General features: G+C 72.7%; 10 protein-coding genes. 9 read left to right on the top strand and 1 reads right to left on the bottom strand.

The features are described 5' to 3' along the window. Positions 1-172 precede the first annotated feature (172 nt). The 9 genes from ACIQNG_RS10680 (at position 173) to ACIQNG_RS10640 (ending at position 12536) form a co-directional block, all read left to right on the top strand. Entirely contained in the window at positions 173-1672 is a 1500-nt protein-coding gene (locus ACIQNG_RS10680) for an ABC transporter substrate-binding protein (protein ID WP_401425533.1), read from the top strand. A 196-nt stretch (positions 1673-1868) separates the two neighbouring features. Continuing rightward, positions 1869-3563, top strand: coding sequence for an amidohydrolase (locus tag ACIQNG_RS10675; RefSeq protein ID WP_401483971.1), 1695 nt, complete (start codon positions 1869-1871; stop codon positions 3561-3563). Then, on the top strand, positions 3556-4941 hold the full coding sequence (locus tag ACIQNG_RS10670) for an amidohydrolase family protein (protein WP_401483969.1): 1386 nt from the start codon (positions 3556-3558) through the stop codon (positions 4939-4941). The genes ACIQNG_RS10675 and ACIQNG_RS10670 overlap by 8 nt, the downstream gene beginning before the upstream one ends. Further along, positions 4938-5882 (top strand): ABC transporter permease, encoded by a 945-nt coding sequence (locus ACIQNG_RS10665; protein WP_401425526.1) that lies wholly within the window; start codon positions 4938-4940, stop codon positions 5880-5882. The genes ACIQNG_RS10670 and ACIQNG_RS10665 overlap by 4 nt, the downstream gene beginning before the upstream one ends. Beyond that, positions 5879-7900, top strand: a complete 2022-nt coding sequence (locus ACIQNG_RS10660) for a dipeptide/oligopeptide/nickel ABC transporter permease/ATP-binding protein (protein ID WP_401483967.1) — start codon at positions 5879-5881, stop codon at positions 7898-7900. The genes ACIQNG_RS10665 and ACIQNG_RS10660 overlap by 4 nt, the downstream gene beginning before the upstream one ends. Beyond that, on the top strand, positions 7897-8790 hold the full coding sequence (locus tag ACIQNG_RS10655; RefSeq protein WP_401425522.1) for an ATP-binding cassette domain-containing protein: 894 nt from the start codon (positions 7897-7899) through the stop codon (positions 8788-8790). The genes ACIQNG_RS10660 and ACIQNG_RS10655 overlap by 4 nt, the downstream gene beginning before the upstream one ends. A 102-nt stretch (positions 8791-8892) precedes the next feature. Continuing rightward, positions 8893-9801, top strand: a complete 909-nt coding sequence (locus ACIQNG_RS10650) for an NAD(P)-dependent oxidoreductase (RefSeq protein WP_401483965.1) — start codon at positions 8893-8895, stop codon at positions 9799-9801. A 395-nt stretch (positions 9802-10196) separates the two neighbouring features. Further along, positions 10197-11651, top strand: coding sequence for an NAD-dependent succinate-semialdehyde dehydrogenase (locus ACIQNG_RS10645; protein WP_401425517.1), 1455 nt, complete (start codon positions 10197-10199; stop codon positions 11649-11651). A 114-nt stretch (positions 11652-11765) separates the two neighbouring features. After that, positions 11766-12536, top strand: a complete 771-nt coding sequence (locus tag ACIQNG_RS10640; protein ID WP_401483963.1) for a FadR/GntR family transcriptional regulator — start codon at positions 11766-11768, stop codon at positions 12534-12536. A 74-nt stretch (positions 12537-12610) separates the two neighbouring features. Here the strand turns inward: ACIQNG_RS10640 and ACIQNG_RS10635 are convergent, their stop codons facing one another. After that, positions 12611-13474 carry an enoyl-CoA hydratase/isomerase family protein gene (locus ACIQNG_RS10635; protein ID WP_401483962.1) on the bottom strand — a complete coding sequence of 288 codons (864 nt, stop codon included), beginning with the start codon at positions 13472-13474 and terminating at the stop codon, positions 12611-12613. Between the last annotated feature and the right edge of the window lie 38 nt (positions 13475-13512).

The raw sequence follows: 13512 nt of genomic DNA, 5'->3' as shown, positions 1-13512 counted from the left end.
CCCTTGACAACAATCCTGCACGATGCGTCCACTATGACGCACAGCGCGTCGCTTCCGACGCCCCCGCAGTCCTGTGGAGGTCCTCGCCGTGTCAGACAACGCCAGACCCGGGCCCGCGCCCCGGTCAGCAGCAGGATTCCCCCGACGCCGGCCCCGCGCGGTGGGCGGGACGGTGCTCGCCACCGCCCTCGCCGTCACCCTGGCCGCCTGCGGCGGCGGGGGCGGTGGTACCGGCGACGGCACCGGGTCCGCCGGCAAGGGCTCCGGCGGCACGCTCAGGTTCGGCACCAACCAGCAGTTCGACGACTGGGAGACGGTCACCAAGCAGAACGCGACGTACACCTCCCTGGTGTACGAGTCGCTGATCGGCCTCGCCGAGGACGGCTCCACCCTGCGGCCCCAGCTCGCCACCGCGTGGAAGCAGACCCCGCAGAGCATCGAACTGACGCTGCGGTCGGGCGTCCTCTTCCACGACGGCACCCCGTTCGACGCCGAGGCCGTGGTCACCAACCTCCAGCGGATCAGCACCACACCGAGCCAGTACCGCAGCCAGCTCTCCGCGATGAAGTCCGCCACCGCCGTCGACGCCACGCATGTCCGGATCGACCTCAAGCGGCCCGCGCCCGCGCTCCTCAACAACCTGGCCCGGCTCGGGATGTACATGGTCTCGCCCCAGGCGCTCGCCGACGGCGACTGGAAGACCAAGGGCGTCGGCACCGGCCCCTGGAAGTACGACGCCAAGGCGTCGGTGAAGGGACTGCGCACCGTCGTCACCGCCTTCGACCGGTACTACGACAAGAAGTCCGTCGGCCCCTCGCGTGTCGAGGTCACCCAGATCAACGACCCCGACAGCCTCTACAACGCGCTGCGCGCCGGACAGATCGACGTCGCCTGGACCACCCCGGCGCTGGCCGACCGGGCGGAGAAGGAGGGGCTCGCCTCCACCTGGTTCCCGTCGGTGCTCTGGCACCTCCAGATGTACGACATGAAGGGCGTCTTCAAGGACAAGAAGTTCCGCCAGGCCGTCTGCCACGCCATGAATCCGCAGGACTACGTGGACGCGGCGCTCGGCGGCAAGGGCGAGGTGCCCGCCCAGCGCTTCACCGAGGGCCAGTCCGGATTCGACCCCGCGCTCAAGGGCTATCCGTACGACGTCGACAAGGCCAAGCAGCTGATGGGCGAACTCGGCGGCGGCAAGCGCAAGTTCACCCTGATCAGCTACGACACCCAGCGCACCATCGCCGAGCTGTTCCGCAGCCAGATGTCGGCCATCGGCGTCGAGGTGGAGCTGGAGACACCCAACTTCCCGCAGTTCCTCAGCGTGTACCAGAGCGGCAAGTACCCCGCCGCCATCCTCTCCGACGGCGCCCGCTCCGGCCCCTACGACTACTACGTCCGCAAGTTCGCGCCGGACGCGTCGAGCAACCCGCAGCGCGTCGAGTACCCCCGGCTGGAGGCCGCCGTGCAGGACGGGCTGGACGCGAAGACGCCGGAGCAGCAGGAGGCCGCCTGGCGCGAGCTGTCCTCGGTCGTCGACGAAGAGGCCCTGGACTGCGGTTACTTCGACTACTCCGGCTTCTGGGCCTACAACCCCAAGAACGTCGACAACATCGTCTCGACCGAGCACGAGGTGGCGGTCTTCCGCTACAAGGAGGCCCGCGTCGGGGACTGACCCCGCCCGCGCCCACCCCACCCCTCGCCATCCCTCGCTACCCCTCGCTATCCCTCGCCACCCCTCGTTCCAGCGCCCCCCGCGCGGACGCCCTCACCCCTCGCCCCCGCCGATCCCGCGGGGCGGGCCGTGTCCCGCGCGCCGCCGTCCCACCCCCCGCGGCCCCCGTTCCCGTACCCCATGGAGACAGCCACCCATGAGCAGTTCGCCCTCCCCGCACGCCCACCCCGACCTGGTGCTGGTCAACGGCCGGATCACCACGATGTCCGACGCGCCCCTGGACGCCGAGGTGGCGGCCCTGGCCGTCACCGGGGACCGGATCTCCGCCACCGGCTCCAGCGAGGAGATCAGCCGCCTCGCCGGTCCCGGCACCACCGTGGTCGACCTGCGCGGGCGGCGGGTCGTCCCCGGCCTGATCGACTCCCACGTCCATGTCGTCCGGGCCGGCCGCACCTGGCGGGACGAGGTCCGCTGGGAGGACGAGCGCTCCCTCGCCAGCGGTCTCGCCGCCATCGGCGCCCGCGCCGCCGACCGCCCGAAGGGCAGCTGGATCCGCGTCATCGGCGGCTGGCACCCCGCGCAGTTCCCGGAGAACCGGGGCCCCAGCCGGGCCGAACTGGACGCCGCCGCGCCCGACCACCCCGTGTATGTGCAGTTCCTGTACGACTGGGCCGTCCTCAACACCGCCGCCATGCGCGAACTCGGTGTCGACCACGCCCTGGTGCGCGAGCTGACCGGACAGGGCTTCTCCGCCACGGCGTTCGAGACCGGCCCGGACGGCGAGCTGACCGGCAAGGTCAACGGCACCCCGCTCATGGAGTGGTTCTACCGGCGGATGCCCGCCCCCGGCTTCGAGGAGCAGGTCGCCTCCACCGCCGAGATGTCCCGCGCCCTGAACCGGCTCGGCATCACCGGCGCCATCGACGGCGGCGGCTTCAACAGCGGCCCCGCCGCCTACCCCGCGATCCGCGAGACCTGGCGGCGCGGCGAACTCACCCTACGCACCCGGCTCGCCGTGCACGCCGAACGCGCCGGGACCGAGACCGCCGACCTCGCCGGATACCAGCGCTTCACCCCGCTCGACGTCGGTGACGGACTGCTGCGGGTGATCGGCGTCGGCGAGGTGATCCTGTACGCCACCGTCGACAAGATCGCCCACCCGGTGGAGATCGACGACGACATCCGCGCCCGGTTCCGCGAGATCTTCGGCGAACTCGCCCGCAACCGCTGGACCGTGCACACCCACGCCCACCAGCACGCCACCATCGACGCGGTGCTCACCGCCTGGGAGGAGGCGCACGCCGAGCACGACATCGCCCCGCTGCGCTGGGCGCTCGTGCACGCCGAGCCGCTCACCGCGGCCGACGTCGAGCGGATCGCCGCGCTCGGCGCCGGGGTCCTCGCCCAGGGCCTGTACCGCTTCCAGGGCGAGGAGGCGCTGGCGATCTGGGGCGAGAAGACCGTCGCCGAGGCGCCGCCGCTACGGACCCTGCTGGAGCGCGGGGTGCCGACCGGTCTCGGCTCGGACGCGATGCGGGTGGCGTCGTACAACCCGTGGGCCACGATCGCCTGGTTCCTCGACGGACTCACCGTCCAGGGCACCCCGACCCTCGCCCCGCACCATCTGCTCAGCCGTGCGGAGGCGCTGCGCGGCTACACCGCCTCGGGCGCCTGGTTCAGCTTCGAGGAGGACGAGCGGGGCCGGCTGGAGCCGGGGCTCCTCGCCGACCTGGCCGTGCTCAGCGACGACTACCTGACGGTCGAGCAGGAGCTGATCCCGCGCATCGAGTCCGTCCTCACCGTCGTCGGCGGACGGGTCGTGCACACCGCCGCGCCCTTCGCCGAACTGCCCGTCACCTCCTTCGACCCCCAGGGAGTCAGCCGTGCCTGAGACCACCACCGCCCCGGGGCCGACCGCGCACGAGGCGGGGCCCACCCTGCTGATCCGCGACGCGACCGTGCTCACCATGGACCCGGCCCTCGGGGACTTCGAGCGGGCGGACGTCCTGGTCACCGGGGACCGGATCACCGCCGTCGGCCCGGACCTGTCCGCGCCCGGCGCCGAGACCGTCGACGCCCGCGGCATGATCGCCCTGCCCGGTCTCATCGACACCCACATGCACGCCTGGCAGACCCCGCTGAAGGGCAAGTACGCGGACGGCTGGACCTTCGACGACTACCAGAACCGGGTCTTCCGGCTGCGCGAGAACTTCACCCCCGACGACATCCACGACGCCACCTTCGCGGGCTCCGTGCAGATGCTCGACAGCGGGGTGACCGGCGTCCTCGACTTCTGCCACAACGTGATGTCCCCGCAGGCCGCCGAGGCCGGACTCCGGGCACACGCGGCCACCGGGCAGCGGGTGCTGTGGGCGTACGGCATGCTCGGCAGCTTCGACGCCCCGCCCGCGGACCACGCCTGGCGGCTGGAGCACGTACGGGAGCTGAGCGCGCACGTCGGCGACAGCGGGCTGCTGCGCCTCGGCCTCGCCCTGTCCTCCCTGGAGTACGGCGATCTGGAGCGCACCGCCACCGAGGTGGAGCTGGCCCGTGAACTGGGCCTGCGGATGACGGTCCACCAGAACCCGGCGGGCCAGATCCGCGCCCTGCACGAACGGGGGCTGCTGGACGAGGACATCCTGCCCGCGCACGCCAACGCGGCCGACGACGAGGAACTGGAGCTGCTGGCCGCCTGCGGCGGCGGGATCTCCTTCACCCCCGAGGGCGAGTTCGGCGGCGGCCGGTCCATGACCGTCCTCAACCGCGCCCACCGCGCCGGCGTCTGCTCCAGCCTCGGCATCGACACCCACGCCCGGGTCGCCATCGACCTGTTCGCGGCGATGCGCCTGACATATCTGCTGATGCGCAACGTCGACGCCGCCGAGGAGCGGGAGGCCGGCCGCTATCCGCTGGCCCGCCGCCCGGGTCTGCCGCTGATCGAGCCCCGCCACATGCTGGAGTACGCCACCGTCAACGCGGCCCGCTCGCTGGGACTCGGCGACGAACTGGGCCGGCTCGCGCCCGGCTGCTACGCCGATCTCATCCTGGTGGACACCGAGCCCTACGGCAGGGCCCTCGGCGACCCGGCCGCCCACGTGGTGCTCCAGACGCACCCCGGCGACGTCGACACCGTCGTCGTGGGCGGCAAGGTACGCAAGCGCGGCGGCCGTCTCACGGACCTGGACCCGGTGGCGGCGGGCCGGGCGACGCGCCGGGTGCGGTCCCGGGTCCTGGACGACGGCTCGGCCGAGACGAGCGCCAGGCCATGACCAAGTTCGTCGTCCAGCGGCTGCTCTCCGCGCTGCCCACCCTCTTCCTGGTCTCGGCGTTCGTGTTCACCCTCGTCCATCTGACGCCCACCGACCCGGTGGCGCAGATCCTGGGCGAGGGTGCCCCGGCCGCCGACAAGGCCGCCCTCAGCGCCCAGCTCGGTCTGGACCGGCCGGTCGCCGAGCAGTACGCGAGCTGGCTGGGCGGCGCCGTCACCGCCGATCTCGGCTCGTCCCTCTACACCGGGACCCCGGTCTCCGAGTCCCTGTCCACCGGGATCGGCATCACCCTGTCGCTGGCCGTGGCGGGCATGGCGCTGGCGCTGCTGGCGGGCGTGCCGCTGGGCATCCTGGGCGCGCTGCGCCCGGGTTCGGCGGCCGACCGGCTGCTGACCGTGCTGGTCGCGCTCGGCCTCGCGGTGCCCAGCTTCTGGCTGGCGCTGCTGCTGGTGCTGGTCTTCGCGGTGCAGCTCGGCTGGCTGCCGGTGGTCGGCTACACCCCGTTCCTGGAGGATCCGGGCGCCTGGTTCACCGGGATGATCCTGCCGGCCGTGGCGCTCGGCTCCCACACGGCCGCGGTCATCGCCCGGCAGACCCGCAGCGCGATGATCGACGCCCTGGACTCGCCGTTCGTGCAGACCCTGCTGGCCCGCGGCATCCGCAGACGGCGGATCGTGCTGCGGTACGCGGTCAAGAACGCGATGGTCCCGGTGCTCGCGGTCATCGCCATCCAGATGTCGGTGCTGGTGGCCGCCAGCTTCGTCATCGAACGCATCTTCGCGGTCCCGGGCCTCGGGACGCTCCTCATCGACAGCGTCGTACGCGCCGACTATCCGGTGCTCCAGGGCTCCATCGTCCTGGTGGCGGTCATCGTGCTGCTGGTCAATCTGGCGGCCGACCTGCTGTACGGCGTGATCAACCCGAAGGTGAGACCCCAGTGAGCGAGACCTCCCCGGGCGCGGTCACCGGCGCCCCCGCCCTCGCCGCCGACGCGCGGGCCGCACTTCCCGGCGGCCCCGGCGGCCCCGGCGCCCCTGGCGGCCCTGGTGGTCCCGGCGGTGCCGAGTCGGCGTCGCCCCGGCAGCGGGGCCGGGCCCTGCGCCGGGTGCTGGGCCGGCCCCTCACCCTGTTCTGCCTCACCCTGCTGGCCCTCCAGGCGCTGATCGCCCTGGCCGCGCCGCTGCTCGCGCCGTACGACCCACTGCACCCCGAGGTCCAGGACAAGCTCCAGGGCCCCAGCGGCGACCACTGGCTCGGCACCGACGACCTCGGCCGCGACACCCTCTCGCGACTGCTCTACGGCACCCGCACCGCGCTGCTCGCCAGCACCCAGAGCGTCGCCATCGGTCTGGTGCTCGGCGTCTGCGTCGGCCTCTTCGTGGGCTACCGGGGCGGCTGGTGGGACCGGATCGGCATGCGCGTCGCCGACGTCATGCAGTCCATCCCCGCACTGCTGCTGGCCCTCGCCCTGGTCGCCGTCCTCGGCAACGGCCTCGGCAACGCGATGCTCGCCGTCGGCCTGGTCTTCGCCGTCAGCTTCATGCGCATCACCCGCGCCGTCGTCCTCGCCGAGCGGGAGCGGCTCTACGTCGACGCCGCCCGGGTCCTGGGACTGCGCCGCTCGGCCATCATGTTCCGGCAGGTGCTGCCGAACGTGTCCGCGCCGCTCATCGTGCAGGCGTCCATCGCGGCGGGCACCGCCCTGCTCATCGAGGCGACCCTCAGCTTCCTCGGGGTCGGCGTCGACTCGTCCCAGGTGAGCTGGGGCGCCATGCTCGACGCCTCCCGCCAGCACGTGGTGGACCATCCGCTGCTGGCGATCCTGCCGGGCGCGGCGCTCACCCTGAGCGTGCTGGTGTTCAACCTGCTCGGCGACGGTCTGCGCGACGCGGCCTCGCCCCGCAGGGGCGGCCCGTCGGGTCCGCGCCCGAAGGGCGGCTCCGGGCGGAGCGGCCCGGCGGCGGCCCCGGCCGACCACATCCCCTCCCTCCCGGAGGATGTGCTGCTCAGCGTCGAGGGCCTGACGGTCGCCGACCCGCAGGGCTCCGAACTCGCCTCCGGGGTCACCTTCCACATCCGGCGCGGCGAGACCTTCGGCCTGGTGGGCGAGTCGGGCTGCGGCAAGTCCATCACCGCGTCCGCGATCCTCGGCCTGCTGCCCCGGGGCGTCACCGTCACCTCCGGCACGGTCCGGCTCGGGGACACCGAACTCACCGGGCTGCGCGGCGAGAACCTGCGCAAGGTGCGCGGGCTGCGGGTGGGCATGGTCTTCCAGGACCCGATCTCCGCCCTGTCGCCCGTCCACACGGTGGGCCGTCAGCTCACCGACGCCATCCGCGCCCACCGCGACGTCTCCCTCCAGGAGGCCACCGAGCGGGCGGCCGAACTCCTCGACCTGGTCGGCGTGGACCGGCCGCGCGAGCGGCTGAAGGACTATCCGCACCAGTTCTCCGGCGGCATGGCCCAGCGGGTCGTCATCGCGGGCGCCCTCGCCTGCGACCCGGAACTCCTCATCGCCGACGAGCCGACCACCGCCCTGGACGTCACCATCCAGGCCCAGGTGCTCGATCTGCTGGCCTCGCTGCGGGAACGGCTCTCCATGTCCCTGCTGATCATCACCCACGACCTGGGGGTGGTGGCCGACAGCTGCGACCGGATCGCCGTCATGTACGCCGGTCAGATCGTGGAACAGCGCACGGTCGAGGACGCGTTCGCCCGGCCCCGGCATCCGTACACCGAGGCCCTGCTGGCGGCCGTGCCGCACGCCGGGGCCGACGGCGAGCCGCTGCCGACCATCCCCGGCCGGGTGCCGCCCGCCTGGGACTGGCCGGCCGGCTGCCGCTTCCATCCCCGCTGCCGGTACGCCACCGACCTCTGCCGCACCGGCGCCGTCGCCCTCGACGAACGCGGCGCGCGCTGCGTCCGCGGCGGCGAACTCCAGCTGGTGGGTGCCCGATGAGCGCCGCCGAGCAGACCGCCGCGGCGTCGGCCGGGGCCCCGCTGCTCTCCGTGGAGCACCTGAGTGTCGCCTACCGGCTGGGCCGGAGCATGTCCGGCAAGGCCAAGACCTTCACCGCCGTACGGGACGTCAGTTTCACCATCGGCGCGGGCCGCACCCTCGGTCTGGTCGGTGAGTCCGGCTCCGGCAAGAGCAGCATCGGACGGGCCGTGCTGCGGCTCGCGCCCGTCTCCGCGGGCCGGATCGTCTTCGACGGCCAGGACATCAGCGGCTTCGGCAACCGTACGCCGCTCGCCTTCCACCGGGACGTGCAGGTCGTCTTCCAGGACCCGCTGTCCTCCCTCAACCCCCGGCAGTCCGTCGCCGACACCCTCGGCCAGGCGCTCACCCGGCACCGCCCCATGGGCCGGGCCGAACGGGAGCGGGAGACCGCGGCGGCGCTGGACCGCGTAGGACTCGCCCCGCACCAGGCCGACCGCTACCCGCACGAACTCTCCGGCGGCCAGCGCCAGCGCGTCGCCATCGCGCGGGCCCTGGCCCCGCGCCCCCGGCTGATCGTCTGCGACGAGCCGGTCTCCGCGCTGGACGTCTCCACCCAGAGCCAGGTCATCAACCTGCTCCAGGAACTCCAGCGCGACCTGGGCGTCAGCTATCTCTTCATCGCCCACGACCTGGAGGTCGTACGGCATGTGAGCGACGAGATCGGCGTACTGCGCCTCGGTGAACTCCTGGAGTACGGCCCCGCCACCGAGGTCTACGACTCCCCGACGCACCCCTACACCCGGACCCTGCTGGCCTCCACCCTCGTCGCCGACCCCGCCAAGCAGGCGGCGCGTACCGCCGAACGGCGGGCCCTGCGCGCCCGAACGGCGGCACCGACGCCTGGCTGACCCCCTCTTCCTGGCACATCTGCACCCTCGCCCCTCCCCTCCCTTCCCTCCTCTTCCCGTCTCTCCCCTCTCCTTCCCTTCCCTTCCATGAAAGGCAGAACGATGAACGACACCCCCGTGGAGCGCCTCGGCTGGCTCGGTACCGGCGCCATGGGCTCGGTGATGGCCGCGGCCCTGATCAAGGGCGGCGCCGATCTGACGGTGTGGAACCGTACGACCGCGAAGACCGCGCCGCTGGCCGACCAGGGCGCGGCCGTGGCCGGGTCGATCGCTGAGCTGACCAAGGCATCCGTCGTCTTCGTGATGGTCTCCACCAGCGCCGACCTGCTCTCCGTGGTCACCGGTGAGCAGGGGCTGCTCGGCGGTGAGCGCCGCCCCGAGGTCATCGTGGACTGCTCGACCGTCTCCGCGGAGGCGTCCGCCGAGGTGCGCGCGGCGTGCGCGGAGGCCGGGGTCGGCTTCCTCGCCGCCCCGATCAGCGGCAACCCGCACATGGTCGCCGACGGCCGGAGCGCGATCGTCGCCTCCGGTCCGGGTGAGACCTTCGACCGGGTCGCCCGCTGGCTGCGGGTCATCTCGCCGACCGTGGTGCACGCCGGGCCCGGTGAGCAGAGCCGGCTGGTGAAGATCTGTCACAACCTGTTCCTCGGCATGATCACCCAGGCCCTCGCCGAGGTGACCACGCTGGCCGAGAAGGGCGGGGTGACCCCGGCGGCGTTCATCGACTTCATCAACGGCTCCGTGCTCGGCTCCACCTTCATCCGCCACAAGGGCCGCGCGATGGTCGAGCGCGACTACACGCCCACCTTCAACAACAAGATGCTCCGCAAGGACTTCGACCTCGGCCTCGGCGCGGCCCGCTCGCTGGAGGTGCCGATGCCGGTGAGCGCGGCCGTGCACCAACTCATCCAGACCACCATCGGCCACGGCTTCGCCGAGCAGGACTACGCGGCGCTGTACGAGGTGGAAGCGAGGGCGGCGGGGCTGCGGGGCGCGGAGTCCGACGCGTGATCCGGGCGGGCGTCCTGGCGCGCGTCCGGCCCTGATCCGGTGCCGGTCCCGTACCGGTCCAGTGCCGGTCCGCCGTACCGGTCCGGGTGCGGCGGCCTCCCCTGATCGGCCGGGCGGCCACGTCCCACCACGTGCCGCCCGGCTCCTCTCCCCCGGCCGCGCCCCCCGGCCCCGTACCCACGCCCCGGCCCCGTCCCCGGGCCCCTGACCAGTACGCCGGCCCGCTCCTCCCGCACCGACACCGCCGTGCGTGTGCCCGTCGCCCTGTCCTGTCGCCCGGCACGCGTACGGCGGCTTTCGCGTGCCCGGCCCCGGCACCCGGCACCGGTCACCCGCCCCGCCCCACCCCACCGCGCTCCACTCACCTCACCTCACCTCGCAGAAGGCACGTACCCATGAACCTGACCGAAGCCCTGAAGCACTGCCCCACCGGCCTCCTGATCGACGGTGACTGGCGGGCCGCCGACGACGGCCGCACCCTCGTCGTCCACGATCCCGCCACCACCGAACCGCTGGCCGAGGTCGCCTCCGCCGGTGAGCCGGACGCGGTGGCGGCCGTGGCGGCTGCCGCCCGCGCCCAGCCCGGCTGGGCGGCGACCCCCGCACGCGAGCGCTCCGTCGTCCTGCGCCGCGCCTGGGAGCTGATGACCGAGCGGGCCGAGTACTTCGCCACCCTGATCAGCGCCGAGAACGGCAAGGCCCTGCCGGACGCGCGCGCCGAAGTGGCGTACGCGGCCGAGTTCCTGCGCTGGTACGCGGAGGAGGCCGTACGGCTGGAGGGAACGGTGAGCCGGGCCCCGGCGGGCGGCTACCGCATCCTGGTGGACCGGGTGCCGATCGGCGTGGCCGTCCTGGTCACCCCCTGGAACTACCCGGCGGCCATGGCCACCCGGAAGATCGGCCCGGCGCTCGCCGCGGGCTGCGCCGTGGTGCTCAAGCCCGCGAGCGACACCCCGCTGACCGCGCTGGCCATCGGCGCGCTGATGGCGGAGGCGGGTGTGCCCGACGGGGTGGTCAACGTCCTGCCCGCGGACCGTTCCGGAGCGGTCGTCTCCACGCTCCTCGCCCAGCAGGCCGTACGCAAACTGTCCTTCACGGGCTCCACCGAGGTGGGCCGGATCCTGCTGCGGACCGCCGCCGACCGGGTCCTGAACACCTCGATGGAGCTGGGCGGCAACGCGCCCTTCCTGGTGCTCGCGGACGCGGACCTGGACGCGGCGGTGGAGGGGGCGATGCTGGCCAAGATGCGCAACGGCGGCGAGGCGTGCACGGCCGCCAACCGCTTCTACGTGCACGAGTCCCTGGCCGACGCGTTCGGCGCCCGGCTCGCCGCCGCGATGGCCGCGCTGCGGATGGGCCCCGGGCTGGCCCCGGACACGGAGGTCGGGCCGCTGGTCAACGCGGAGGCGGTGGCCAAGGTGGACGAACTGGTGACGGACGCGGTGGAGCGCGGGGCGCGGGTGCTGACCGGCGGCTACGCCCCCGAGCGCCTCGGCCACTACTACACGCCGACCGTCCTGGACCGGGTCGCGCCGGGCTCGGCGCTGCTGGCGGAGGAGATCTTCGGTCCGGTGGCGCCGCTGGTCCGGTTCGACGACGAGGACGAGGCGGTCGCCCTCGCCAACGCCACCGAGTACGGCCTGGTGTCGTACCTCTACACCCGTGATCTGCGCCGGGGCCTGGCCCTCGCGGACCGGCTGGAGTCCGGCATGGTCGGCCTCAACCGCGGTCTGGTCTCCGATCCGGCGGCCCCCTTCGGCGGTGTGAAGGAGAGCGGCATCGGCCGCGAGGGCGGGCACGAGGGGGTGCTGGAGTACACGGAGGCGAAGTACATCGCGACGGGGTGGTAGGCCCCGTACGCCACGGGGGCGGGGCGGCCCGGCGGGTGTAGGTTCTCCAGGGGCGATCACCGGACGCCGGACGATCACCGCAGGTGGCACAGGCGTGGAGGCGGAGGAGGACCCGTGGCGGCACGCGCGAAGGAATTCCCGCCGGACAGCCCGTGGCAGCCGCTGCGGAACTTCGGGCTCACCCGGCAGGAGGGCGCCGCGGAGGCCATCGCGGACCGGGTGCAGGAGCTGATCCTCGCCCGTGACCTGCCGGACGGCGCCCGGCTGCCCTCCGAGCGCGATCTGGCGGCGCTGCTGTCCACCAGCCGTCCTACGGTCAGTCAGGCCGTCCGCATCCTGGTCATCAAGGGGCTGGTGGAGTCCCGGCGCGGCTCGGGGGTGTACGTACGGCTGCGTCCGGAGGCGACGCTCGCGGCCTCGATGGGGCTGATGCTGGAGATGGAGCCGGGCTCGGTGGGCCAACTCGCCGAGGTGCGGCTCACGTTGGAGACCTCGGCCGTGGTGCGGGCCGTCGAACGGGCCACGCCCGAGGAACTCGACCGCGCCGAGGAGGCGTTGCGGGCGTTCGCCGACAGCGGCGGCGACACGGCGAGTTGGATGAGCGCGGACACCCGCTTCCACGCGACGCTCGTCAGCGCCGCGCACAACACCTATCTGGCGTCGATGTTCGACAGTGTGCACACCACGCTGATCAACCACGAGTACCGCACCTGGATCGACAACGGCACGGTCCCCGACTGGCTGGCCTCCGAGCGGATCCCCGCCCTGACCGCGATCCACGCGCCGATCCTGGACGCCGTGCGCCGTCGGGACGTGGAGGCGGCCCTGTACGCGGTGCGTCACCACCATGAGGTGATGCGGGCCAACCTGGAGCGGGCCGGCTGAGGCCGAGGGCGTCTCGGGGGGGGGAGAAGCCCGCCGGTGCGGACCGGCGGGCTCAGGGGGCGTGGCTCTCGCGGTCAGTCGGCGTCGAAGTTGTTCTTCCGCCCCTTGCGCACATAGGCGACGGTGTCCGCGATGTGGTTGCGGCTGTGGATCGACCGCTGCTTGGCCACATGGCCGAACATCTGGATGCCGAAGCCGCCGTCGAGGTCGTCGGTGATCCGCTTGCGCCACGGTCTGCGGACGATCTGGGTGGTCAGCCGCCGGGTGACACGCGGCCGGCTCATGATGTGGGCGGCGATGGTGCGGGCGCGGTCCAGCAGGTCCTCGCGCGGCAGCACCTCGTTGACCATGCCCCACTCCAGCGCCTGCCGCGCGCTGATGGCCTCGCCGGTGAGCAGCGCGTACGCGGCCCGCTTGACGCCGAGCAGTTCCTGGAAGCAGCTGTGGATGCCGTCGCCGGGCACGGAGCTGATGTCGAAGTGCAGGTCGAAGAGGGTGGCGTCGTCCGCGCACAGGGTGATGTCGCACATCAGCACGATCTCGGAGTGGAACCCGGAGCCGTTCATGATGCCGATGGTCGGTATCTCCAGGTCGTTGACGAGGGAGCTGACGTTGATCCGCCCGTCCTTGTAGGCGTACTCGTACGCCCAGTGGGGCATGTCGGCGTCCTCCAGGGCGAAGCCCTCCGGGTCGGCGTCCATCATGAACTCGTCGCCGGTGCCGGTGAGGATGAGCACCTCGTTCTCGGGATCGGCCCCGATCACCTTGAGCATCTGGCCGAGGGCGCGGTGGTTCTCCACGCTGAGCTGGACGGGCCCGCCGAGGGTGTGCGCGCGGGCGACGATCACTCCGTCGGTGCGTTCGAGGACGAAGAAGTCCTTGAACCGCTCCCGGTACTCCTCGAACGACGGCGGGGCGATGAACTCCTGCAACGACACGGGTGCCTCCTGGGGTGCGGGTACGAGCAATTGGCATA

Source organism: Streptomyces sp. NPDC091377, from assembly GCF_044757045.1.
Classification (GTDB): Bacteria; Actinomycetota; Actinomycetes; order Streptomycetales; family Streptomycetaceae; genus Streptomyces.
The sequence above is the reverse complement of the archived record's forward strand: the minus strand, read 5'-3'. Positions and strand labels throughout refer to the sequence as shown.